The organism is Mesorhizobium sp. M1396 (assembly GCF_040317725.1).
In the GTDB taxonomy this organism is placed as follows: Bacteria; Pseudomonadota; Alphaproteobacteria; order Rhizobiales; family Rhizobiaceae; genus Mesorhizobium.
The window spans coordinates 71520-94838 of record NZ_JAMYLA010000011.1 but is presented as its reverse complement, the minus strand read 5'-3'; the positions used below and the strand labels follow the sequence as shown (position 1 = coordinate 94838).

The 23319-nt window shown below is 63.8% G+C and carries 26 protein-coding genes; 11 read left to right on the top strand and 15 right to left on the bottom strand.

Annotation, left to right across the window (positions count from 1 at the left end):
• Positions 1–124: 124 nt before the first annotated feature.
• Both NKH02_RS09555 and NKH02_RS09550 read right to left on the bottom strand, forming a co-directional pair.
• On the bottom strand, positions 125–841 hold the full coding sequence (locus NKH02_RS09555) for an anti-sigma factor (protein WP_352878187.1): 717 nt from the start codon (positions 839–841) through the stop codon (positions 125–127).
• Complete coding sequence (locus tag NKH02_RS09550; protein ID WP_352878267.1) at positions 838–1377, bottom strand: sigma-70 family RNA polymerase sigma factor; 540 nt, start codon at positions 1375–1377, stop codon at positions 838–840. Before NKH02_RS09550 ends, NKH02_RS09555 begins: the two co-directional genes overlap by 4 nt.
• Positions 1378–1525: 148 nt before the next feature.
• Here NKH02_RS09550 and NKH02_RS09545 point away from each other — a divergent pair, with 148 nt between their 5' ends.
• Positions 1526–3022, top strand: a complete 1497-nt coding sequence (locus NKH02_RS09545; RefSeq protein ID WP_352878185.1) for an amidase — start codon at positions 1526–1528, stop codon at positions 3020–3022.
• Positions 3023–3128: 106 nt separating this feature from the next.
• Entirely contained in the window at positions 3129–4022 is an 894-nt protein-coding gene (gene argB / locus NKH02_RS09540; protein ID WP_352878183.1) for an acetylglutamate kinase, read from the top strand.
• 18 nt (positions 4023–4040) lie between these two features.
• Here argB and bchE read toward each other — a convergent pair whose 3' ends face one another.
• Positions 4041–5603 (bottom strand): magnesium-protoporphyrin IX monomethyl ester anaerobic oxidative cyclase, encoded by a 1563-nt coding sequence (gene bchE / locus NKH02_RS09535; protein ID WP_352878181.1) that lies wholly within the window; start codon positions 5601–5603, stop codon positions 4041–4043.
• A 116-nt stretch (positions 5604–5719) separates the two neighbouring features.
• On the bottom strand, positions 5720–6196 hold the full coding sequence (locus NKH02_RS09530; RefSeq protein ID WP_352878179.1) for an Lrp/AsnC family transcriptional regulator: 477 nt from the start codon (positions 6194–6196) through the stop codon (positions 5720–5722).
• A gap of 138 nt (positions 6197–6334) precedes the next feature.
• On the opposite strand from NKH02_RS09530, the gene phhA reads away from it, so the two are divergent.
• Positions 6335–7171 carry a phenylalanine 4-monooxygenase gene (gene phhA, locus NKH02_RS09525; protein ID WP_352870117.1) on the top strand — a complete coding sequence of 279 codons (837 nt, stop codon included), beginning with the start codon at positions 6335–6337 and terminating at the stop codon, positions 7169–7171.
• Positions 7172–7316: 145 nt separating this feature from the next.
• On the opposite strand, the gene NKH02_RS09520 is transcribed toward phhA, so the two are convergent.
• From NKH02_RS09520 to NKH02_RS09510, 3 genes are all read right to left on the bottom strand, one after another.
• Positions 7317–8756 carry a GMC oxidoreductase gene (locus NKH02_RS09520; protein ID WP_352870116.1) on the bottom strand — a complete coding sequence of 480 codons (1440 nt, stop codon included), beginning with the start codon at positions 8754–8756 and terminating at the stop codon, positions 7317–7319.
• Complete coding sequence (locus NKH02_RS09515; RefSeq protein WP_352870115.1) at positions 8753–8956, bottom strand: hypothetical protein; 204 nt, start codon at positions 8954–8956, stop codon at positions 8753–8755. The genes NKH02_RS09520 and NKH02_RS09515 overlap by 4 nt, the downstream gene beginning before the upstream one ends.
• Positions 8957–9155: 199 nt before the next feature.
• A complete protein-coding gene (locus tag NKH02_RS09510) occupies positions 9156–9917 on the bottom strand; it encodes a GGDEF domain-containing protein (protein WP_352870114.1) in 762 nt (253 codons plus the stop codon).
• 160 nt (positions 9918–10077) lie between these two features.
• On the opposite strand from NKH02_RS09510, the gene NKH02_RS09505 reads away from it, so the two are divergent.
• Positions 10078–10791, top strand: coding sequence for a pyrimidine 5'-nucleotidase (locus tag NKH02_RS09505; protein ID WP_352870113.1), 714 nt, complete (start codon positions 10078–10080; stop codon positions 10789–10791).
• Between the two features lie 95 nt (positions 10792–10886).
• Here NKH02_RS09505 and NKH02_RS09500 read toward each other — a convergent pair whose 3' ends face one another.
• The gene (locus tag NKH02_RS09500) at positions 10887–11732 is read right to left on the bottom strand and encodes an LOG family protein (RefSeq protein WP_352870112.1); all 846 of its coding nucleotides are present in this window, start codon (positions 11730–11732) and stop codon (positions 10887–10889) included.
• A gap of 226 nt (positions 11733–11958) precedes the next feature.
• Between NKH02_RS09500 and dapD the strand changes: the two genes are divergently transcribed.
• From dapD to NKH02_RS09480, 4 genes are all read left to right on the top strand, one after another.
• Positions 11959–12813 carry a 2,3,4,5-tetrahydropyridine-2,6-dicarboxylate N-succinyltransferase gene (gene dapD, locus NKH02_RS09495; protein WP_352870111.1) on the top strand — a complete coding sequence of 285 codons (855 nt, stop codon included), beginning with the start codon at positions 11959–11961 and terminating at the stop codon, positions 12811–12813.
• A gap of 72 nt (positions 12814–12885) precedes the next feature.
• Complete coding sequence (locus NKH02_RS09490; protein WP_352870110.1) at positions 12886–13248, top strand: DUF805 domain-containing protein; 363 nt, start codon at positions 12886–12888, stop codon at positions 13246–13248.
• On the top strand, positions 13241–13615 hold the full coding sequence (locus NKH02_RS09485; protein WP_352870109.1) for a DUF805 domain-containing protein: 375 nt from the start codon (positions 13241–13243) through the stop codon (positions 13613–13615). The genes NKH02_RS09490 and NKH02_RS09485 overlap by 8 nt, the downstream gene beginning before the upstream one ends.
• Positions 13616–13628: 13 nt before the next feature.
• Positions 13629–14405, top strand: coding sequence for a hypothetical protein (locus NKH02_RS09480; protein WP_352870108.1), 777 nt, complete (start codon positions 13629–13631; stop codon positions 14403–14405).
• On the opposite strand, the gene NKH02_RS09475 is transcribed toward NKH02_RS09480, so the two are convergent.
• Positions 14305–15348 carry a 2-dehydropantoate 2-reductase gene (locus NKH02_RS09475; protein ID WP_352878177.1) on the bottom strand — a complete coding sequence of 348 codons (1044 nt, stop codon included), beginning with the start codon at positions 15346–15348 and terminating at the stop codon, positions 14305–14307. The genes NKH02_RS09480 and NKH02_RS09475 overlap by 101 nt on opposite strands.
• Before the next feature lie 127 nt (positions 15349–15475).
• On the opposite strand from NKH02_RS09475, the gene dapE reads away from it, so the two are divergent.
• Together dapE and NKH02_RS09465 are read left to right on the top strand one after the other, a co-directional pair.
• Complete coding sequence (gene dapE, locus NKH02_RS09470) at positions 15476–16669, top strand: succinyl-diaminopimelate desuccinylase (RefSeq protein WP_352870106.1); 1194 nt, start codon at positions 15476–15478, stop codon at positions 16667–16669.
• A 5-nt stretch (positions 16670–16674) separates the two neighbouring features.
• Entirely contained in the window at positions 16675–17307 is a 633-nt protein-coding gene (locus tag NKH02_RS09465; RefSeq protein WP_352870105.1) for a transporter, read from the top strand.
• Here the strand turns inward: NKH02_RS09465 and truA are convergent.
• The 4 genes from truA to def all read right to left on the bottom strand — a co-directional run bounded on the left by truA (position 17277) and on the right by def (position 20396).
• Positions 17277–18074, bottom strand: a complete 798-nt coding sequence (gene truA / locus NKH02_RS09460; RefSeq protein ID WP_352878176.1) for a tRNA pseudouridine(38-40) synthase TruA — start codon at positions 18072–18074, stop codon at positions 17277–17279. The genes NKH02_RS09465 and truA overlap by 31 nt on opposite strands.
• 11 nt (positions 18075–18085) lie before the next feature.
• On the bottom strand, positions 18086–18595 hold the full coding sequence (locus tag NKH02_RS09455) for a GNAT family N-acetyltransferase (protein ID WP_352878174.1): 510 nt from the start codon (positions 18593–18595) through the stop codon (positions 18086–18088).
• A complete protein-coding gene (gene fmt / locus NKH02_RS09450) occupies positions 18592–19545 on the bottom strand; it encodes a methionyl-tRNA formyltransferase (RefSeq protein WP_352870102.1) in 954 nt (317 codons plus the stop codon). The genes NKH02_RS09455 and fmt overlap by 4 nt, the downstream gene beginning before the upstream one ends.
• 320 nt (positions 19546–19865) lie before the next feature.
• The gene (gene def, locus NKH02_RS09445) at positions 19866–20396 is read right to left on the bottom strand and encodes a peptide deformylase (protein WP_352870101.1); all 531 of its coding nucleotides are present in this window, start codon (positions 20394–20396) and stop codon (positions 19866–19868) included.
• A 103-nt stretch (positions 20397–20499) separates the two neighbouring features.
• Between def and NKH02_RS09440 the strand changes: the two genes are divergently transcribed.
• Positions 20500–21771, top strand: coding sequence for a DNA recombination protein RmuC (locus NKH02_RS09440; RefSeq protein ID WP_352878172.1), 1272 nt, complete (start codon positions 20500–20502; stop codon positions 21769–21771).
• A 21-nt stretch (positions 21772–21792) separates the two neighbouring features.
• On the opposite strand, the gene NKH02_RS09435 is transcribed toward NKH02_RS09440, so the two are convergent.
• Both NKH02_RS09435 and NKH02_RS09430 read right to left on the bottom strand, forming a co-directional pair.
• Positions 21793–22197, bottom strand: coding sequence for a GFA family protein (locus NKH02_RS09435; protein ID WP_352878169.1), 405 nt, complete (start codon positions 22195–22197; stop codon positions 21793–21795).
• Between the two features lie 62 nt (positions 22198–22259).
• Positions 22260–23225 (bottom strand): cation diffusion facilitator family transporter, encoded by a 966-nt coding sequence (locus NKH02_RS09430; protein WP_352870098.1) that lies wholly within the window; start codon positions 23223–23225, stop codon positions 22260–22262.
• Positions 23226–23319: the final 94 nt, after the last annotated feature.

Here is a 23319-nt window from a genome sequence, read left to right as displayed (position 1 = left end):
ATCCAGGCTACCAAAGAGATGTTCCAGCGGAGCCGCCTGCCGGTCATCATGCTGTCTAGGGGCAAGTGCAGCGAAGGATAGACTTCAGATAATCTGTGTCGATCTTGCTGGTGCGACGAGCCGGTCAGATGCTCTTCAGATCGCCCGCGGCGACCACCGGTCCGGTCGGCTGACCGGTCGGCGAACCGCCAGACGGCTCGACGCTGACGGCAAGCACCGCGCCCTGGGCGAGCTTCTGCTGGCTTGCCGCCGGGACGATGATGCGCGCCGTAGCACCTGCCGGAATGACGCCCATCGACACCGGCGGGTTCTTGCCTTCGATCATCCACAGTTCGAAGTCCTTGCCGGCGGCGCGCTCACCGGAGACGTGCGACAGGCCGACCTCGCGATGCGCGGCGTCGTAGACGGCGAGATATCTGACATCGCTGCCTTCGGCGGCCAGTGAGGCGACGAGGCGCGGTTGCTCGAGCGGCGGGTTCAGGATGGGCACGGCAATGTAGATCGCGAGCGCTGCGACCGCCGCCGCGGCGAGGCCGCGCCAGAAGGCCAGGCTGGACCACAATCCGCTGCGCGGCTCGACGGATGTCGCAGCGCTGGACGCAAACAGCCTGCGGTCGATCGCCAGCTTGATCGAAGCCGGCGGCTCGATGTCCTGATAGGCGGCAGCAAGCGGCGAAAAATTGACCTCCCAGCCGTCGACAAGACGGGCGAAGTCGGCCTCGGCTTCAACGCGGCGTGAGGCGATCTGGCGTTCGTCGGCAGCCAGCACGCCGAGAACGTATTCGGCGGCGAGCAGGTCGTCGCCTCCACGTTCCGGTCCTGTGTCTTCTGCCAGCGTCATCTTTCCAGACATTCTCTGAGTTTCAACAGGCTGCGGCGCAGCCATGTACGCATCGTGTTCAGCGGCACGCCGTGACGCTGCGCCAGTTCGGCATAGCTTTCGCCCTTGAGATAAGCACCCCGGACGGCCGCCGCCCGGTCCTTCTCCAATTCATCGAGACAATGGTGGATGCGTTCGGATTCGTCTCCCGCCACCGCCATCGCTTCAGGCCCCGGCGCCGGATCGGCCACGTCGAGTGCGGCATCGATGTCGGCGGCAGGCTTGCGCCGCGCTCTGATGCGATCGATCGCATGATTGCGCGCGATCGCCACCAGCCAGGAGATCGGGCTCAGGTCGGAGACGGCAAAACGATCCGCCTTCGTCCATATCTTGACGAAGACTTCCTGTAGAGCTTCTTCCGCATCTCCCCGGTCGTTCAATACACGAAGGCAGACGCCGAAAAGTTTCGCGCTGGTCTGCCGGTAGAGCAGATCGAACGCGGCCCGATCCTTCATCGAAGTCCGGACGATCAGCTTGGTGATGTCCTGCGGCGTCATCGCAGGCAAACTAGGCAATTGCGATGTATTTGCAACGGCGGAAATAACCTTGTGCACGCCTAAGCTTTGCGTGTCGCCAGCCCGATCCGCCCGTCGATTGCCAATAAAGTCGCCACTGGCTAGCTTGCTGTAGTGACGGGGAGCGCGCATGTCGGTTGAACAGATACTATGGTCGCAAGACGCAACCGGCCTCGCCGATCTGGTTCGCAAGGGCGAGGTCTCGCCCATCGAGCTGACCGAGGCCGCGATCGCCCGCGCCGAGGCCACCCGTCCCGACATCAACGCCACGGCCGAGCCGCTCTATGATGCCGCTCGCGCCCGCGCAAGGACCGTCGACCGCTCGCTGCCGCTGGCCGGCGTCCCGTTCGCCATCAAGGACCTCGGCATCGCCATCAAGGGCGTATCGACGCATGGCGGCAGCCGCATTCCGGCATGGCTGGCCGACGTCGATTCGGCGCTCACCGACCGCTATCTCGCCGCCGGGCTCATTCCGATCGTCACCTCGACGTCGCCGGAGCACGGGCTGCGGCTGATGACCGAGTCCAAGGCCTTTGGCATCACCTGCAATCCGTGGAACACCGGCCATACCAGCGGTGGCTCGTCGGGTGGTGCGGCGGCACTGGTCGCCGCGGGTGTCGTGCCGGTGGCGCACGCCTCGGATGGCGGCGGCTCGATCAGGGTCCCCGCCGCCTGCACCGGGCTTGTCGGCCTGAAGACGTCGCGCGGCCGCATACCGCTGACGCCCCTGGTGAGCGAAAGCTGGTACGGCATGGTGGTCGACCATGCGCTCACCCGTTCGGTGCGCGATAGCGCGTTGCTGCTCGACCTCACCCACGGTCCCGACCTTTTGTCGCCCTATGCCGCGCCGCCGCCGAAAGGCACGTTCACGGCGGCCGCGGCGCGCGATCCCGGCAAGCTCAGGCTGGCCGTGTACCGCAAATCGCCGCTTGGCCTGCCGATTTCGGATGAGACGCTCAAGGCGCTCGACACGGCGGTCGCGCTCGCCCGCGAGGGCGGTCATACGGTCGAGGAGATCGACCTGCCCTTCATAGGGCGCGATTTCCTCGCCGGCTTCTGCCGGACGGTTGCCTCGGCCGTCGCCGGCACGATGCGTGCGGAAGCGCTGCGCGTCGGCCGTTCCGTTACGGGTGACATCGAGCGGGCGACGCGCGTGCTCGGCAGGTTGGGCGAGATGGTATCGGCCGGCGAGACCTATGCCGACCTGCAGCGGCTGCATGCCGCTTCACGGCAGCTGATCTCGGAGACCGCGCTATATGATGCCGTGCTGATGCCGATCATTGCCCACCCGCCGCTCGCCTGCGGCGCCATGGATCCGAAAGGCGCCGACGAGCTCATCGAGAACCTGCTCGACAAGCTTCACCTGACGCGCTTGCTGAAGCTGAAGCCCTTCTTCGGCCAGCTGATGGACAAGAGCCTCTGGTTCACCCATTGGCCGGCGATCCAGAATGTCAGCGGCCAGCCGTCGATCGCACTGCCGGTCCATGTCACCGATGCCGGCCTGCCGCTCGGCATCCAGGCGGCGGGCCGCCCGGGCGACGAGGAGACGCTGCTGTCGCTCGCCGCGCAGATGGAGAAGATCTCGGGTTGGCTGGGCCGCAGGGCGCCGCTGAAGGTGCCGTCATGATGACGAGGTCGTGAGGCGCTCGAATATGACAGCAAAGCCATTTGCGGGCGGCGCCAATTCCCGCTAAGACGCCGCCGTCTTTACCGCTCTCCAGGGAACCAAGCCGATGACGGAAATAACCGCCACCGCCGAAATGCAGGCTGCCCTGCTGTCGCGGGCGCTGCCCTACATGCAGCGCTACGAGAACAAGACGGTCGTGGTGAAATATGGCGGCCATGCCATGGGCAATATCGAACTCGGCAAGGCGTTCGCCCGCGACATCGCGCTTCTGAAGCAATCCGGCGTCAACCCGATCGTCGTCCATGGCGGCGGTCCGCAGATCGGCGCCATGCTGGCCAAGATGGGCATCGAATCCAAGTTCGAGGGCGGCCTGCGCGTCACCGACCAGAAGACGGTCGAGATCGTCGAGATGGTGCTGGCCGGTTCGATCAACAAGGAGATCGTCGCCCTGATCAACGCCGAGGGCGAATGGGCGATCGGCCTGTGCGGCAAGGACGGCAACATGGTTTTTGCCGAAAAAGCCCGCAAGACGATGATCGACCCGGATTCCAACATTGAGCGCGTGCTCGATCTCGGCTTTGTCGGCGAGCCGGTCGAGGTCGACCGCACCTTGCTCGATCTTCTGGCGCGCTCCGAAATGATCCCGGTGCTGGCGCCGGTGGCACCCGGCCGCGACGGCCACACCTACAACATCAATGCCGATACCTTCGCCGGCGCCATTGCCGGCGCCTGCCAGGCGACGCGCCTGCTGTTCCTCACCGACGTGCCGGGCGTGCTCGACAAGAACAAGAAGCTGATCGACGAGCTGACCGTGGCCGAGGCCAAGGCGCTGATCAAGGACGGCACGGTCTCGGGCGGCATGATCCCCAAGGTCGAAACCTGCATCGAAGCGATCGAGCGCGGCGTCGAAGGCGTCGTCATCCTCAACGGCAAGACGCCGCATTCGGTGCTGCTCGAGCTGTTCACCGAACACGGCGCCGGCACGCTGATCGTGCCCTGAACGGCACGGACTGGAGACTCATTCGGCAGGAAGTTGCATGCCGGTACCGCGCTGCGGCGCGGGTTCAGCCGGCTTGCGCGCCGGGCGTCGAACGGTCATGGACTCCTCTTCGGTGTCCTGCGGCGCGCCCCAGAATTCAGCAAGCGTCGGGCCGTCTTTCACCCTGATGTCGCGGACCAGAAAACCCCACACCTCACGGAACCAGACGCGGCGGCCCATCTGCGTGTACCAGCGCATCGAGTGGCGCTGCTCGGGATCCTTGTGGAACAGGATGCGCGCCAGCGCCTTCGGCCGCGACTGCACCGCCAACTCGATCAGCTTGACGCTGAAGAACAGCATCCAAGGCTTCAGCCGCGTCATCAGCAGCACCTGATGCTTGTAGTCCCACAGCCGGGCGTCCCTTTGGATCACCTTGCGGTCCCGCGCGATCCTGAAGAACGGCGTCCAGCGATGCGGCGTCACATAAAGCGCCTGGATCTGGTCCGGGTCGTAGGCGATCAACTGGCGAAAGCCACGCCACAGGTCGCGAAACCCCTCCTCCTCGAAGCCGGCCACCCAGGTCGCCATCGACAGAATGCCGTTGAGGCGCAGCAGCCTTATCGCCTCGCGGTCGGATGAGGTGCTGCCGCCCTTGCGGATCAATTGAAGCGTCTGTTCGTCGGTGTTTTCCATGCCGAGCAGCCAGCGGATAACGCCGGCCTTGCGGTAGAGATGCAGGATGTCGGCATCGCGCACGATGTCGTCGGCGCGGGTCGAGCCGACGATCAGCACCGGTACGTTCTCGGCGATCAGGGCGTCGAGAAAGGCGCGCCAGGCCTTCTTCGAAACCGTCGGATTTTCGTCGGCGAGGTTGATCAGCTCGACGCCGTGCTGGCGGTGCAGCCAGGCGATCTCTTGCGCGAATTCGACGGGGTCGCGATGCCGCCAGCGGGTCCAGAAGCCGCGCTGGCCGCAATAGTTGCACAGATGCGGACAGCCGCGCGAGAACTGCATGACCACGGCACGCTTGCCGCCCCAATAGCTGTAGCGCCCGTGATCGATCAGCTCCCAGCCGACACGGTAGGCATCGAGCTCGGCAATGGTCATGGCCGGCTGCGTCGCGAAGGGACGGCGCAGATCGTCGCGATAGGCGATGCCGGCCACGCTCGCCGGCGGCTGGTGCATTTCCAGCGCCTCGACCAGCGCCACGACGGTCGCCTCGCCCTCGCCGCGCACGATGAAGTCGAAGACGTCCGTTTCAGCCAGGATGTCACGCCAGTGATAGGTCGGAAAGACGCCGCCATAGATAATGATGGTCGCCGGCTCGCGCTCCTTGATCATCTTGGCGATCAGCAGGGCGGTCGGGTGCGCCGAGGTCGAGCCGGAATGGCCGATCAGGACGAAGTCGGGATGGTCTTGCAGTGCATTGCGCACGACGCCATCAAGCGGCATCGGCCCGAATTCAGCGTCGACGAGCCGCACCTGATGGCCGGCATCGATCAGCGGGCCGCCGAGCGCCAGCAGGCCGAGCGGCGGCAAGTGGTCGTCGGGCACGCGGCTGCCGATGGCGGTGTGCGGCGGATTGATCAGGACGATTTTCATGGCGGACCTCCTGGGCAGTTGGTCCGCGCAAACTGGCTGGCGATGTGGACACGCGCTTGGCCCGTTTCAGCAGTTTGCGTGCAGCTTTCCCGCAGGAATACGGAAGGCAGGCACCATCACCGCTTGAGGTGTGCGAGCGGCACGTGGCCGGGTCCCTTGATGTTTTGCAGCACGAGCTGGGTGTGGACGTCGCGCACGCCGTCGAGCCGCATCAGCCGGTGCATGACGAAGGCGTTGAGCTCGTCGACCGACGGCACCATGACTTGCAGCAGGAAATCGTGGTCGCCGGTCATCGTCCAGCACGAGGACACCTCATCCATGCGCTGGACGGCGGCGATGAAGCTTTCGGGCGAGCCGTCGCTGTGGCTGACAAGGCGCACCTGGATGAACACCTCGACCATCAGCCCGACCGCGCGGCGGCTGATCACCGCGGCAAAGCCCTTGATGATGCCTGCATCCTGCAGCGCCTCGAAACGCCGCGCGCACGGCGTCGTCGACAGGCCGATCTCTTGCGCCAGCTCGGACACCGGCTTGCGTCCGTCGCGCTGCAGGACGTCGAGCATCTTGATCTCGAAATCATCGAATTGAGGCATTTTCACTCCGCATTCGTTTTTTCTGAGGGAATATTATCCAGAATATCACGCTTAAGCCACCATCAAAACCGATTTGCCTCGGCAAATCCGGTTAGTCTTTCAGACCATTCGCCATTCATGATTGCGAGGAGAAAAACCATGACGACGATGAGCGTTGCCGAATACGCCCGCGATTGCGCTGCCCAAGGCCTTCGCGGCGACTATTCGGTCTGCCGTGCCGATTTCACCGTGGCGCAGGGTTACGATTACAGCGCCGAGGAGCAGGCGGTGTGGCGCACGCTGTGCGACCGCCAGACCAAACTGACGCGCAAGCTCGCGCACCACTCCTATCTCGACGGCGTCGAGAAGCTCGGCCTGCTCGACCGCATCCCCGATTTCGAGGAGGTCAGCGCCAAGCTGCGCAAGCTGACCGGCTGGGAGATCGTTGCCGTGCCGGGTCTCATTCCCGCGGCCCCTTTCTTCGACCATCTCGCCAATCGCCGCTTCCCGGTCACCAACTGGCTGCGGACCAGGCAGGAACTCGACTACATCGTCGAGCCGGATATGTTCCACGACTTCTTCGGCCACGTGCCGGTGCTGTCGCAGCCGGTGTTTGCCGACTTCATGCAGATGTATGGCCGCAAGGCCGGCGACATCATTGCGCTGGGCGGCGACGAGATGATCACCCGGCTCTACTGGTACACGGCCGAATACGGCCTGATGCAGGAGGCCGGCCAGCCGCTGAAAGCCTTTGGCGCCGGCCTGATGTCGTCGTTCACCGAATTGCAATTCGCGGTCGACGGCAAGGACGCCCACCACGTGCCCTTCGACCTGGAAACGGTGATGCGCACCGGCTACGAGATCGACAAGTTCCAGCGCGCCTATTTCGTGCTGCCGTCGTTCGACGCCTTGCGCGATGCCTTCCAGACCGCCGACTTCGAGGCGATCGTCGCCCGCCGCAAGGGCCAGCCGGCACTCGATCCGGCGACGGTCTGACGCCTCAGCCGGCCTCGGCCTTCAGCCGCGCCAGCTGGGCGCGCTGCAGGTCGAGGGCGGCGTTGACGAAGCGCGATATCATCCGCCGCGACCATCACGGGCGCCGGCATTGTCCCTCAAATCCCAAAAAATTGCCGTGGAACCGTCAGACGGTGACCACCTTGCTCAGATGGTCGCCCAGCCGGCAGGCCAGTGCGGTGATCGTCGTCGTCGGATTGCATTGGCCCGATGTGCAGAACACCGAGGAGCCGCCGACATAGAGATTGTCCATGCCGTGTACCTTGCAATTGGCGTCGACGACACTCTTGATGACGTCCGTGCCCATACGTGTGCCGCCCATGTGGTGATGGCCCGCCGTCTCGTCATTGGTCGGGTAGTCCTGACCGTTGGCGATCCAGTCGGCAATGCGCACTCGGCCGAGATTCTTCTCGATCAGCGTCGTGCCGAACAGTCTGAGCCCTTCGAGCAGGGTGCGGCGTTCCACCTCCGATTTCTTCCAGTGCAACTCGATGCGCGGCACGCCGGTATGGTCGACATCGGTCTTCGACAGCTCGACCCGGTTGGAGACCAGCGGCGCCTGTTCCCAGGCGACATAGAGCTGCGCCGCGCAGCGCAGATTCTGGCTAAGCTTTGAAGACATCCATTCGGCCATGTTGGGTGCCGTGCAGGCGAGATCGGCGATCAGGTTCTTGACGCCGGGATACGGCGTTTCGATCAGCCTGATGCCGAAATTCATGATCCGCAGGCGCTCCATGGCGGCAAGCGTCGGCGAGAAGAAGGCCTCGTTGGCGGCATCGACCTCGAACGCACCATAATCGGCCAGGATGGCGTTGCCGCCCTCGAAGGTCGGGTGCTCCATCCAGTAACGGCCAAGCGTGGTCGCATTCGGCACGACGCCGCCGTTCGAGCGCTGGTTCGACCACAAAAGCAGCCGCGAATTCTCCAGTCCGCCCGTGCAGACAATGAAATAATCGGCGCTGAAGAAGCCGGCATCCTGCCCGTTCGACCACAGCCTGGCGCCGGTCACGCGTCGGCCGTTGCCGGCAAGTTCAGTGGCACAGGTGTTGAGCACCACGGCGATGTTGCTGGCTTTGTCGAGTTCGTCGCCGAATTTCTCGGCGAAGCGCACAGCCGGGCTCTTGATCAGCTGCACCCAGCGAATGTCGTCGGAGATCGGCATGTCCGGCCGGAGGGCCGGAAGGTCGAGAATAGCGCGCACTTCCGGCAGATAGGGCTCGATGTCGGCGCGGCGGATCGGCCAGCCCGTATCGGGCACCCAGGCCTTCGGCTCGAAATCCTGTTTGTCGAGCACGCGGCACCAGCCGGCCCAGTGGTTGGAACTGCCACCCATGAACCGCAGCCGGGTGATGTCGAGATCGAAATAGAAATCGCCGACCGTGGTGCCACGGTAGAAATCCTGCGACTCGTCGCTGAACTCACGCGAGCCGGCCTCCATCACCACCACCGGAATGCCGGCGGCGCCGAGCTTGCGAGCAATGGTTGTGCCGGCCGGGCCGGAGCCGAGGATGCAGACCTTGGGGGTGAAGTTCGCGGCGCGATACGCTGCGTAGCTGTCGAAGATCATGCCAGGTCGCTCCGCTTCAGGATCCAGCCATTGACCTCGACGATCTCGTTCGGGTCGGCCCGGGATGGATCGGCGCGGGATGGATCGGCATGCGAAGCATCGGCGTCAGGCAGCTTGCGGAACAGTGACAATGCGGGCAGTGCGATCATCAGCGCCTGCATGAGCGTGCGGCGTGATATTCTTTTGATGAAGAAACTCATGACCGGTCTCTTGGATGGGGGCCTCGGCTACGCATGGACGTTCCGGAACGACAGTTTCCCTGAGCGACACATGCATCGCTGCGGAAGCCAGTATCGTGCCAAGCTTCACTACAAAGCAGCGAAAACCCCGCGTAGACGGTGCAACCGAGTACAAACAGGGTTAGAATTTCCTTAACGGTCCAGCGTATCGGCCGCCTGATCAGGCCGCTTCGGAAATGTCCGTGTCGAGGATCGTCAAGTTGCGGCCCTGGTGCTTGGCCTGGTAGAGGCGCCGGTCGGCGGCGCGCATCAGATCCGATACGCTGACATCCTCGCCACAGACGGTGCCGCCGATGCTGACGGTGAGCGGAATGGTCCGCTCGTCGACGGGCCGGAAGCGGATCAGCTCGACTTCACGGCGAATGCGCTCGGCGATGCGCTTGGCCTCCTGCTCGGTGGCGCCGATCAGGAAGGTACCGAACTCCTCGCCGCCGATGCGGCCGAGCACATCGCCGCTGCGCACGCCGCGCTGGATCGCGCTGGCGATCAAAAGCAGCGCGTCATCGCCGGTCAGGTGGCCAAAATTATCGTTGATTTTCTTGAAGTGGTCGGCGTCGATGATCAGCAGCGCGCCGCGATCGGACTTGCGGCGCGAACTGTCGAGCGCGGCAAAGAAGCTTTCCCGGTTGAGCATGCCGGTCATGTCGTCGCGGCTCGCCTTTTCGGCGAGGCGGCGATGCGCGGCGGCGAGCTGGGCATGCGCGCGAGCTAGCTCGCGATGCGCGTTTTTCAGCCTGTCGCTTTGCCAGAAAGTGCTTGCGCTGGCGGCCCATGTCAGCACCAGCGGACAGAGCGTGGAGGTCAGCCAGATCGTGCGGTTGACCGGAAATCCCATCGCCGGAACGATGATCAGCGTCAAAAGGAGAGAGGCCGCCACAGAGGCGAAAGCAACGGCGGCGGATCTCAGAATTATGCTGTTCATCGCTTGCTCCCACAAGACCGTCTCTGTGCCAGCAAGCCCTGAAGGCCACCTTTCCCGGATGCATAAAATTTGAATCGTGAGGCAATTTACGCAACCTCAGCGAGCAGAAGTTGTGGATAAAGTCTCTTTCAGGCTGCCCGTTTCATGCCATAAGGAGCGCATGACCACGCTCCCCGACCCCGCCCGCTTCGCCCATGTCACCGATTGGGTGTTCGACCTCGACAACACGCTTTATCCGCATCATTCGAACCTGTTCTCGCAGATCGACGTCAAGATGACCGCCTATGTCGGCGAACTCCTGGCGCTGCCGCGCGACGACGCGCGCAAATTGCAGAAGGAACTCTACCGCGAATATGGCACGACGCTGAACGGGCTGATGACGCGCCACGGCATCGACCCCGACGATTTCCTCGAGAAGGTCCATGACATCGATTACTCATGGCTGGTGCCCGATCCCGTCCTCGGCACCGCCATCCGCCAGCTTCCGGGCCGCAAGTTCATCTTCACCAATGGCGACCGCAGGCATGCCGAACGCACCGCGCGCCAGCTCGGCATTCTCGACCATTTCGACGCCATCTTCGATATCGTCGCCGCGGGGCTCAATCCCAAGCCGGCACGCCAGACCTACGAGAAGTTCGCCGAACTTCATTCCGTCATCGGCCACAATGCGGTGATGTTCGAAGACCTTGCCCGCAATCTTGCGGTGCCGAAGTCGCTGGGCATGACCACGGTGCTTGTCGTGCCACGCAATTTCGAGCCGACCTTTTCGGAAATCTGGGAGCGCGACCCGGCCAACGAGGATGATGTCGATTTCGTCACCGACGATCTCGCGACGTTTCTCACGGCGATTGTGGAGGAGGGGGTAGGGAATTGAAGAATTGAAGAACTGACGAATTGGGGAATCGATCCGGAACGCAGAGACCGCAATCCCCCTCATTCCTCAATTCCCCAGTTCTCCGATTCCCAGCCCTATTCCCCTAACTTATAGAAGCGGCTGATGATCCCCCAGGCCTCGTCGGCGGTGTCGACGAAATCGATGATATCCTGGTCGCCGGGGCTGATCGTGCCTTGCTCGGCGAGGAAGTCGAGATCGATCGCCCGTTTCCAGAAGGATTTTCCGAACAGGATCACCGGCACGCGCTCCATGCGTCCGGTCTGGATCAGGGTCAGCGTCTCGAAGAACTCGTCCATCGTGCCGAAGCCGCCGGGGAATACCGCGACAGCCTTGGCGCGCATGACGAAATGCATCTTGCGGATGGCGAAATAGTGGAAGTTGAAGCAGAGCTCCGGCGTCACATAGATGTTCGGCGCCTGCTCGTGCGGCAGGACGATGTTGAGGCCGATCGACGGCGCGCCGACATCGTCGGCGCCGCGGTTTCCCGCTTCCATCACGCCGGGTCCGCCGCCGGTCACCACGACATATTCGCGGTAGTGTGATGTGGCCGAATGCTGCGAGCAGAGGCGGGCGAATTTGCGCGCCTCCTCGTAGTATTTGCTGTTTTCCTCGAGGTTCTTTCTCTGCGTTTCGTTCTTGGCCGCCCAGGCCTCGCCGCCGGGCTCGGGCAGGCGTGCGCCCCCAAACAGGATCACCGTCGAACGGATACCGCGCTCGGCCAGGATCATCTCAGGCTTCAAGAGTTCCAGCTGCAACCTGACCGCGCGCAATTCGCGCCGCGTCATGAAGTCTGGATCGTTCCAGGCGAGCCGGTATGTTTCGGCACGCGTCTGCGGCGTATCCGGCACGCTCTTCGACCGCTCCAGATCCTCGTCCGAATGCGGCAGCGGGGTCCACCCCGCCTTTTCCATAGGAGTCATAATTGCCTTACCCGTCCAAATTTTTCAGTTGCGCCGTCCCATGGCGCAGCCGCGATTGACCCTCATTGAGCCTTAACATAAGCAGGTTCCGCAAAAGTGTCCGACGGTTTGCGACAAGAACCTGCTACAGCAAAGACCCAGGCAGGCAAAGCCTGCCAGCGGTCCGCGCGCCTTTCAAAACAGGTTAAGGCGCAGCCCCTTAACAGCTTGGTAATGGAGCGAATTCATGTCGAAGCCCGATCTTGCGAGCCTCGAAAAGACCATTGAGACGGCCTTCGAGGAACGCGACACGATTTCGACGACGACGCGCGGCGAAGCGCGCGATGCCATCCAGTCGGCGCTCGACCTGCTCGACCGTGGCACCGTCCGCGTCGCCGAGCGGCAGGCCGACGGCAAATGGCATGTCAACCAGTGGCTGAAGAAGGCCGTGCTGTTGTCGTTCCGGCTCAACCCGATGGAAATCATCAAGGGCGGCCCGGGCGAGGCCGTGTGGTGGGACAAGGTGCCGTCGAAGTTCGATGGCTGGGGCGCCGTCGACTTCGAGAAGGCGGGCTTCCGTGCCGTGCCGTCGTCGATCGTGCGCCGTTCGGCCTATGTCGCGCCGGGCGCCGTGCTGATGCCGTCCTTCGTCAATGTCGGCGCCTATGTCGATACCGGCACCATGGTCGACACCTGGGCCTCGGTCGGCTCCTGCGCCCAAATCGGCAAGAACGTGCATCTGTCCGGCGGCGTCGGCATTGGCGGCGTGCTGGAGCCGATGCAGGCCGGCCCGACCATCATCGAGGACAATTGCTTCATCGGCGCGCGCTCTGAAGTGGTCGAGGGCTGCATCGTGCGCGAAGGCTCGGTGCTCGGCATGGGCGTCTTCATCGGCCAGTCGACCAAGATCGTCGACCGCGCCACCGGCGAGATTTTCTATGGCGAAGTGCCTCCGAATTCCGTCGTCGTCGCCGGCTCGCTGCCTGGCAAGCCGTTTCCGAACGGAGAGCCGGGTCCAAGCCTCTACTGCGCCGTCATCGTCAAGCGGGTCGACGCCAGGACCCGTTCCAAGACCTCGATCAACGAATTGCTGCGCGATTGATCTTTGCGCAAAGCGGGCGCACCTTCCGCCGGCGCGACAATCCGTCGCGCTGGTTCAACATGGAGGGGTGACATGGACTGGAAATATCTGCTGACGAGTTTCGACGGCCGCATCAACCGGGGCAAGTTCTGGGCCGCGATTGGAGTTTTCATCGTCATTGGCATCGTTGCCTTTATTCTCGATGCGATGCTTGGCACACGCATCACCACGGCCAGCGGCGCCCAGATCGGCATCGTCGGCATTCTCGTCGCTCTGGCCTCGATCTATTTCGCACTCGCAGTCTACGCCAAGCGCTGGCATGATCGCGGCAAGTCGGGCTGGTGGAGCTTGATCATGCTGGTGCCTTTCATCGGCCCGATCTGGTTTCTGGTGGAATGCGGCATTCTCGAAGGCGCCAGGGGCGCCAATCAATATGGACCGGATCCGCTTGCCTGACAGATCACTCACCTGGCTTTTCTTCAAAATATCGGGCCGCGTCAGCCGCGCGGCCTATTTTCTTGGCGGGTTGCTCGTCGCCATCATCCAGGCCTTCCCGCTCTATCGCTTCACGCTGGTGCCGGAGGGCTCGCCCGAGAGCAACATGTGGTCGTTCATCTTCTTTGTCGCCTTCATCGCCTCGCTGTGGTCGAACATCGCGCTGGCGGTTAAACGGCTGCACGACCTGGACAAGCCGGGAATTGCCGCGCTGATCCTGTTCGTGCCGGTGGTCTCGATCGTCGCCTTCCTTGTGTTGTGCCTGTTTCCAGGGCAGCCTGGGCCCAACCGCTATGGCCGGCGCACCAACGAGCCGGCGCAACACTGAGGACCGATCGGACATGCGCTACCGCACGCTTGATCCGAAACTGATCGTCGGGACCGCCGAGCGGCTGGAAGAGCGGATCGCCGACCGTTTCCCCGATGCGGGATTGCGTGGCGTCGCCGCCGAACTGGTCTCGCTGTCACGCGATCTGGCCAAGGCGGCCAAGGTGCTCGAAGCACCGATCTGGTGGCTGCGCGGGCTCATTGGCGCCGCCTTCGTCGCGGGTGTGCTGGTGTTCCTGTTCGTCGGTACCATATTGCCGATCGACCGCATTTCGGGAACCCACGATGCCCTGCAGTCGGTGCAAGGCATAGAGGCTTCGATCAACACCGTCATACTCGCTGTGTTGGGCTTACTTGCCCTGATCCGCACCGAGGAGCGTATCAAGCGCAAAAGAGTCTTTCGCCAGCTGCACGGCCTGCGTTCGCTGATCCATGTCATCGACATGCACCAGCTGACCAAGGATCCGGCGGCCCTTTCGGCCGATTTCAGGCCGACGGTGCATTCGCCGGCGCGCATCACCAATGCCGCCGACCTGGCGCGCTATCTCGACTATTGCTCCGAAATGCTGTCGATCACCGGCAAGATCGCCGCGCTGTTCGCGCAGTCGGTCAATGACGACATCGTCATCGACGGCGTCAACGACATCGAGAACCTGGCGTCCAACCTGTCGCGTAAAATCTGGCAGAAGATCACGTTGATCGACGGCCGGCCGGCGGTACAACAATCTGTTCCGGCGCCAGGCCCGGCGAGCCAAGCCGCTCCGATTCCGCCGCGCGCACCAGCGCGGTGATCCGCTTGACCATCGGCGCCGGCGTGCCGGCTTTATCCGCCAGCCGCAGGATCGCGCCCTGCAAGTCGTCGATCTCCGTCGGCCGGCCGCGCTGCAAATCGTCCCACATCGACGAGCGCGCCCGCGGGTCGATCGCCAGCATGCGCCGGGCCAGCAGTTTGAACAGCCAGTCCGGCAGCCTGAGCACCTTCGGCAGCAGGGATGGCCGCAAGCCGGCAATCCGCGCCGGCTCGATGCCGGATGCTTTCATCGCCTGCAGCGCCTCGTCGATCTGACGGGCCAGGATCAGCCGCCAGCCCCGATCGGCCAATTCGGTTGCCAGCGGCAAGTCCGACAGCGCCACCAGCGCGTTGTTCAAATTCATCAGCAGCTTGCCCCACAGCACGGCCTTCATGTCGCCATGGGCTTCGACCGCAAACCCTTCGACACCGAGCAGGCCGACCAGGCCGGCGTCGCCGTCTTCGACCATCACCTTGCCGTCGCTGGCGCGGTGAACGCGCAGCGGCAGTTCGCCATCCGGGGACTGCACGACATTGAACGGCACCATGCCGGCCAGCACCGTTCGCCCGGCTAGCCCGGCGCGCAGCCTTTCGGCATTGTCGACGCCATTCTGCAGGCTCACCACCACCGCATCCGGGTGGGCATGGGCCTTGATGAGGGTTGCCATATCCTGCGTCGCGCCGCTCTTGACCGTGACCAGGATCACGTCGGCCTGCGGCAGGGCAGCGGCCGGATCGGCGGTGACGGCAAGCGCCTCCGGCTTGATAGAGCGATCGCGGCCCTGGAGGTCGCTGACCCGCAACCCGCCCTGCCGCAACGCCGCATCGACACGCGGCCGGGCCAGCAGAATCACCCGGCGCCCGGAGAGCGCCAGGCAGCCGCCGGCATAGCAGCCGATGCTGCCGGCGCCGGCAATGACGATTCTTTTGTCCTGGTCTGCCATCCTGTCGCCCGCACCGGGTCGCAGCTATACGACATGAAAACCATAATATCGGCGGTATCGCCAGCCATGAGGCTGGCCCCTATGTCTGGCCGTGACAGGCCCTCCGCTTTCGACTATCGCTTTTGCCATGACGCTGCCGACCGATCCCGCCGAAAACCTCGCCGCCCTTATCCGTTGTGCTTCGGTAACGCCCAACGAGGGCGGCGCGCTGACCGCGCTGGAGGCGATGCTGAAGCCGCTCGGCTTCCTGGTCGATCGGCCGGTGTTTTCCGAAGACGGCACGCCCGATATCGAGAACCTCTATGCGCGACGGTCCGGCAACGGCCCGCATCTGATGTTCGCCGGCCACACCGACGTGGTGCCGGTCGGTGACGAAGCCGCCTGGACGCATCCGCCCTTCGCCGCCGAGATCGCCAATGGCGAGATGTATGGCCGTGGCGCGGTCGACATGAAGGGCGGCATTGCCTGTTTCATCGCCGCCGTGGCACGCCATGTCGAGACCAATGGCGGCCCGAAAGGATCGGTCTCGCTGCTGATCACCGGCGACGAGGAAGGCCCCGCCATCAACGGCACGGTCAAGCTGCTCGAATGGGCGGCTTCCAGGGGCGAGAAATGGGATGCCTCCCTTGTCGGCGAGCCGACCAACCCCGATACGCTCGGCGACATGATCAAGATCGGCCGGCGCGGCTCGATGTCCGGGGCCATATCAGTCAATGGCCGCCAGGGCCATGTCGCCTACCCGCAGCTTGCCGACAATCCGGTGCGCGGCTTGATGAGCCTGGTCGACGCCTTGCTGCATCCTGTGTTCGACAAGGGCACCAGGGATTTCCAGCCGACCAATCTGGAGATTACCTCCATCGATGTCGGCAATCCGGCCACCAATGTCATCGCGGCCAGGGCGACCGCGACCTTCAACATCCGCTTCAACGACACCTGGACGGCCGAGACCCTGCAGGCCGAGATCCACAACCGGCTCGACCAGGCGGCCAGGCGCAAGAAGTACCGGCAGGCCAAGAAGACTCCGGTCGACTATGAGCTCGTCTGGCGCGACAGGCCGAGCCATGTCTTCCTGACCCGCGACGACAAACTGATCGAAACGCTCTGCGGCTCGATCAAGTCGACGGTCGGCAAGGAGCCGACGTTGTCGACTTCCGGCGGCACGTCCGACGCGCGTTTCATCAAGGACTATTGCCCGGTGGTCGAGTTCGGGTTGGTCGGCAAGACCATGCACATGGTCGACGAGCGCGTCGCCATTGCCGATCTCGAAACGCTGACGCAAATCTATCAGCGCTTCATCGAAGACTGGTTCGGACAGGACTGAGCAACATGCTTTCGGCGGACGAAACCCAAGCTTCGCTGACGGGCGCCTGGCGGCTGATGCTCGGCAAGCCCGACGGATTGCGCCTGCTCGACCTGTCGGCCGATGGTTTCTGGAATTCGTTTTTCGCCATTGTCGTTGCGGCACCGGCGCTGATCGTCGGCTGGGTCGGCATCGCCAATGAGATCGGCGATCCCGACGCTTTCGTGGGGCGCTTCAGCATGCTGGTGCGTCTGGCGACGGTCGACATCGGCTCCTGGGTGCTGCCGCTGATCGTTCTGGCCCTGGTTGCGCCGCGCGCCGGGATTGGCGGCCGCTTCGTCCACTATGTCGTCGCCAGCAACTGGGCTTCGGCCATCACCGCCTGGCTGATGCTGCCCTCGGCGCTGATCAGACTCTTCCTCTCGTCCGCGAGCCAGGTTTCGAGCCTTGTGTCGCTGCTTTTGTTTGCCCTGTCGATGGTTCTGACCTGGCGCATGACCAACGCCACAATCGGCAGGGGCGCAGCGACCGGCACCGCCGTTTTCGTCGGCATGTTCATCGCCTCGCTGTTGGTGCTGTTCGGGCTGCAGACGCTGCTCGGCATCACCGTGCCGGACGATGTCGGGGCTCAGAGCCTTTCCGGGTTCGTCTCCGGGTAGTCGACCTCAGGATAATCGACGCCCCGATAATCGACGCCGATGAGAAACAGCCCGTCGGGTGGTGCCACCTGGCCGCAGGCGGCGCGGTCACGCGCCTCGAGCGCCGCTTTCATGTCGGCCGCGGTCCAGCCGCCGTCGCCGACGCGCTTGAGGGAACCGACCATCGAGCGCACCTGATTGTGCAGGAAGGAGCGCGCCGAGGCCCTTACCTCGATCACGTCATCTTGCCGGCTCACATCGAGCCGCTCCAGCGTCCTGATCGGGCTGTTCGCCTGGCACTGGGTCGAGCGGAAGGTGGTGAAGTCATGTCGCCCGAGCAGGACCTTTGCCGCTTCGTGCATGGCGACGGCGTCGAGCCGCTTCGGCACCCACCACACCTTGCCCTTGTCGAGCGCGGCCGGCGCGCGGCGGTTGAGGATGCGGTAGAGATAGTGGCGGCCGGTGGCCGAGAAGCGCGCGTCGAAACCGTCGGCGACGACCGTCGCCTTGAGCACGACGACGCGCGCGCCGGCCGCCTGCAGATGGGCGTTGACGGCGTCGCGCACCTTGTCGTTGGGCCACGCCTTGACGAGGTCTACATGCGCGACCTGGGCGGTCGCATGCACGCCGGCATCGGTGCGGCCAGCGGCGCGCAGCCTGACCGTTTCGCCGCAGAATTTTTCGATTGCCTGCTCGATCGCCTGCTGCACCGAAGGCTGATCCGCCTGGTGCTGCCAGCCGGCAAACAGGCTGCCGTCATATTCGATGTCGAGGCGAAAACGCGGCAATTTGCACTCGCCTAGGCGGCGAGTGCCGAGCCGAAGGCCGAGGCGTAGACCAGCCTGCCGGCTTCCGGGGCATCGCCCCAGGCCAGTGCCTGCAGTGCCTCGCCCTGATACTCGCTCTCGAACTTTTCGGCGCGGGCATGGCTGTAGCCGAAACGGCTGTAATAGGCCGGATCGCCCAGCACCACGGCCAGCGTCTCGCCGCCATCCCGGAGACGGATATGTGCCTCGCGGATCAGCGCGCCGCCGATGCCGCTGCCATGGAACGAGGGCTCCACCGCCAGCGGTGCCAGCGCCACGGCCGCGAAGTTCTTGCCGCCGCTCTGGACGAACAGCCGGGAAAACAGGATATGGCCGACCACCTGGCCGTCTTCTTCCGCCACCAGTTCGGCAACGGCGTCGCCGCCGGTCACCAGCGCGTCGACCAGCCCGGCCTCCGCCTGCTGGCCGAAAGCGTGCTCCTCGACGAGGCGAATGGCCTCGCGATCTCGCGGAGTCGCCGCGCGTATCGACATCATGCTCATGAGAATTTCATTCCTTTTTCGATCTTGGCCCCGCGCAGGAATTCCGACGCGGCGGCGGGCCTTCCGCCCGCCCGTTGAACTTCGACCAGCCTGATCGCGCCTGTCCCGCAGGCGACAGTCAGTCGGTCATCGAGAATTCCTCCCGACTCGCCCAAATCTTCCGAAAGCGACAGGCCTTGCGGTAGCGTCGAGCGAAGCAGTTTCAGCCGTTCCGGGCGGCCGCCAATTCCTATCTCCGACCAGGCGCCGGGAAAGGGCGACAGGCCACGAATATGATTGTGGACCTCGCTCGCCGAGCGAGTCCAGTCCACGCGCGTCTCGGATTTATCGATTTTCTTGGCGTAGGTCACCCCATCCACAGCTTGTGGGGTAAATGTCAGGGTGTTCCTTTCCAGTCGCGCTAGCGCTTCCACCATCAGGGCTGCGCCGACACTCATCAACCGATCATGCAGATCGCCGGCAGTCATATCGGGTTCGATGGTACATTTTTCAACCATTCCGACCGGGCCAGTGTCCAGGCCCCCTTCCATGCGCATCACCATCATGCCGCTTTCCAAGTCACCGGCCATGATGGCGCGCTGGATCGGCGCGGCGCCGCGCCAGCGCGGCAGAAGCGAGGCATGGCCGTTGATGCAGCCAAGCCGGGTTGCGTCCAGAATCGCCTTCGGCAGCAGCAAGCCATAGGCGACGACCACGGCGACATCGGCGTGCAAGGCACGGAAGGCGGCCTGCTCGGCCTCGCTCTTGAGCGATGTGGGCGTGCGCGTCTCGATGCCCAGCCGCTCCGCCTCGCGCTGCACCGGCGACGGCGTCAGTTCCAGTCCGCGCCGTCCGGCGGCGCGCGGCGGTTGCGTATAGACGGCGGCGACATCGTGACCGGCCTCGGCAATGGCGTGCAGCGTCGGCACCGAAAACTCGGGCGTGCCCATGAAGATGACGCGAAGGGGCATTTTTCTTTCGATATCCTGTCTTCTGCTCGCGCCGTGAGCCGGCTCAGGCACCCGCTTCAAACGGGTTTATGATCTTCAGGTCAAGGCCGTCAAAGTCGCGGGCGACCAAGTTCGCTTTTCCTTTCCGCTTCGATTTTGTCCATGATCTCGGCGTATTCATCGCCAATTGCGCTTTCAGCGACGAAAGCCGAGCGAATTGTGTGCCGCCAGTTCGATTTCGCGTTTCAAAGGCTCGGGAATGTCTCTGATCAGGAAGTCGGCCATCGGCATCTCCATTTGGTGCTGTGCCGCCAACATCAGGCCTGGAGTGGACTCCAGCCCTATCCCACCAGCTTGCCCGGCGCCTTGTCCCTGGCGAGCTTCTTGAATTTCTTCACCACCATGTCGCGCTTCAGCTTCGAGATGTGGTCGATGAACAAGACACCATTGAGGTGGTCGATCTCGTGCTGCAGGCAGGTCGCCATCAGGCCCTCTGCCTCCAACTCCTGCAATTTGCCGTCGCGATCGAGATATTTGACTCGCACGGCGGACGGGCGTTCGACCTCGGCATAATAATCGGGGATCGACAGGCAGCCTTCCTCGTAGACGGACCGCGCATCGGCGCTCTCCAGGATTTCCGGGTTGATGAAGACGTGCGGCGCCGGCTCTTCGTCTTCCTTGGCGAGATCGATCACCAGCATGCGCAGCGGCTCGCCGATCTGGATTGCGGCCAGCCCGATGCCGGGGGCGTCATACATGGTCGCCAACATATCGTCGGCCAATTTGCGCAAAGGTGCGTCGACGCGCTCCACCGGCTTGGAAACCTGGCGCAGGATGGGGTCGGGAAGGATGATGAGCGGCTTGATCGGCATGGCGTTCCACCTAAGACCTCCAGCGAAAAGCGTCAACCGCCGGGCTTGAGGCTCGTTCACGTTTTGATCTGTGTCAGCCGTGCGAATCATCTATGCTGTCCACATGAATGATCTGACCACCATCCTTTCAGAACCTGTCGCCCGGCTTGGCGCCACCACGATCACGCTCGGCCATGCGCTGGCCTTCGGCGCCTTTCTGTTCCTCAGCCTGTTCGTGGCGCTCGTCATCGCGCTATGGCGATCGGCCAAGGCGCGCGCCGTCGCCGCGGCCGAAGCCGCCGACCATGCCCGCGATGCCGAAACAAGGATGGCCGGCATTCTGCAATCGCAGGCCGAGATGCAGGGCCGCATGGGCGCCATCGCCGAAGTGTTCGGGGCACGGCAGGCGGAATTGACGCAGTCGATCGGCCAGCGTCTCGATGCCATGACCGGCCGCCTCGGCCAGACCATGACCGAGCAGACCAAATCGACGCATGAAAGCCTGGCCAAATTGCAGGAGCGGCTGGCGATCATCGATGTCGCGCAGGGCAATATCCAGTCGCTCGCCGGCCAGGTCGTGCAGTTGCAGGCGATCCTCTCCAACAAGCAGACGCGCGGCGCCTTCGGCCAGTCGCGCATGGAGGCGATCGTCGCCGACGGCCTGCCGCACGGCGCCTATGAATTCCAGGCGACGCTGTCGAACGGCAGCCGGCCCGATTGCCTGGTGAAGATGCCGAACGGCGCGCCGTCGCTTGCCATCGACGCGAAGTTTCCGCTGGAAGCCTGGAATGCCATCCGCGCCGCCGACGGCCCCGACTTGCAGAAGGTCGCCTCGCAGGCCTTCCGCCGCGACATCGAGATCCATGTCCGCGATATATCGGAAAAATACCTCATCCAGGGCGAGACGCAGGACACCGCCTTCATGTTCGTGCCGTCGGAATCGGTGTTCGCCGAGATCCACGAGAATTTCGAGGCGATCGTCCACAAGGCGCATCGCGCCCGTGTCGTCATCGTCTCGCCGTCGCTGCTGATGCTGTCGATCCAGGTCATTCAGGCGATCCTCAAGGACGCCCGCATGCGCGAACAGGCGCATCTGATCCAGGGCGAGGTCATCCGGCTGATGGAGGACGTTGCGCGTGTCGACGAGCGTGTGCGCAAGCTGCAGGTCCATTTCGGCCAGTCCGCCAAGGACATCGACGACATCCTGGTTTCGACGTCGAAGGTCACCAAGCGCGGCCAAAAGATCGAGGCGCTGGAATTCGGCGCGCAACCCGATGGTGATGCCGCCGCGGACGCGGCGTCACGGGCTCCCGCTGCGAAGGTCGACGCGGGCACCCGCGTCGCCGATTCGAAAACCGGACAGCTCAGGCTGAGGGTCGTCGAAGGCGACGACTGAGCGACGGCGCCGGATCCGCCCCTACTGCTCTTCCTTGGTCGTCATACCCGGGAATTCCGGCAGCCAGGGCAGCGCCGAGCGATGCCAGCTTTGCCTTCTCGGGACCAACTGTTCACGTTGCCGCGCCGTGCCGACCCGGATGCCATAAACCTTCGGCCCGTCGCCAACCGATGTGGCGTAGAGATGCGAGCCGCACTCGCCGCAAAAGCCCTGCGCGCGCTTGGCGCCGCTCGATCCTGTCTTGATATAGACCTTTGGCGCACCCTTGGTGATCCGGTACTGGCCTTCCGGCGCGCCCACGGTCACGCGAAAAGCCGTTCCGGTCAGTTGCTGGCAATCGATGCAGTGGCAGATTCCGGTGTTCTCCGGGTCGACCTCCGCCTCGTAGGTGATGGCGCCACAATGGCAGCCGCCGTCGATTTTCATCGTCGTTCCTCCAAAGTCTCTTTGATCTTAGCAAGGCAAGACCGTGAGGCAATGGCGCGGCGCTAGTCCAGCGCCGGATCGGACGCGGTCTCGATCAGCTTGCTCCGCTTTTCCCATGTGCCGGTGGTCTGCGGCTTGACGAATAGCCGCGTGATCTCCGGCATCTCCTTTTTCAGCCGCGCCTCCAGGCGCTCGACGCAAGCTTCGATCTCCGGCGCCGTCAGATGATCCTCGAACTCGATACTCAGGCCGGCAACGATCTCCGCCGGCCCCATATGGACGGTCAGGACGCCGTTCGCCTGCCGCACCGCCGGATCCTGCTGGGCGATCGCCAGCACCTGTCTCTGCACTTCGGGCGACGCCGGCTCGCCGATCAGCAGGCCCTTGCTTTCGCGGGCCAGGAAAATCGCCGTCGCGCCAAGGATCAGCCCAATACCGATCGAGGCGGCGCCGTCGAGTTCCGGCTTCTTCAGCAGTTCGGCCGCCAGGATGCCGGCAAAGGCGACGATCAGGCCGAGCAGGGCGGCACTGTCCTCGAACAGCACGGTATAGACGCTCGGATCCTTGCTCGATTGCACTGCCCGCAGCCAGCCCTGCTCGCCCTTCTGCTTGCGGAACTCCTTTAGCGCCACCAGCCATGAGCTGCCTTCGAACAGGAAAGAGAGGCCCAGGACGATATAGTTCACCTTGACGTTGGCGACCGGTTCCGGCGCCATGATGTGGATCACGCCCTCGTAGAACGAGACCCCGGCGCCCACGGCAAAGACGAGAAGTGCGACGATGAAGCTCCAGAAATAGAGTTCGCGCCCGTGACCGAGCGGATGCGTGCGGTCAGCCGGACGGGCGGCGCGATGCATGCCGTAGAGCAGCAAGCCGCCATTGCCGGTATCGACCATCGAATGCACGCCTTCCGACAGCATCGCCGAGCTGCCGGTGAAGAAGGCGGCGGCAAACTTGGTCAACGCGATAGCGAGATTGCCGGCCAGCGCCGCGTAGATCACCCTTTTTGAGCCGCCATGCCCAGCCATGGTGTGTGTCCCCGTTAGATGAGCACCCAGCCTAACGGCCAGACGGCAGAAGCTCCACAGGCATCACAACGCACGAACCGCGGGCTCGTTCAAG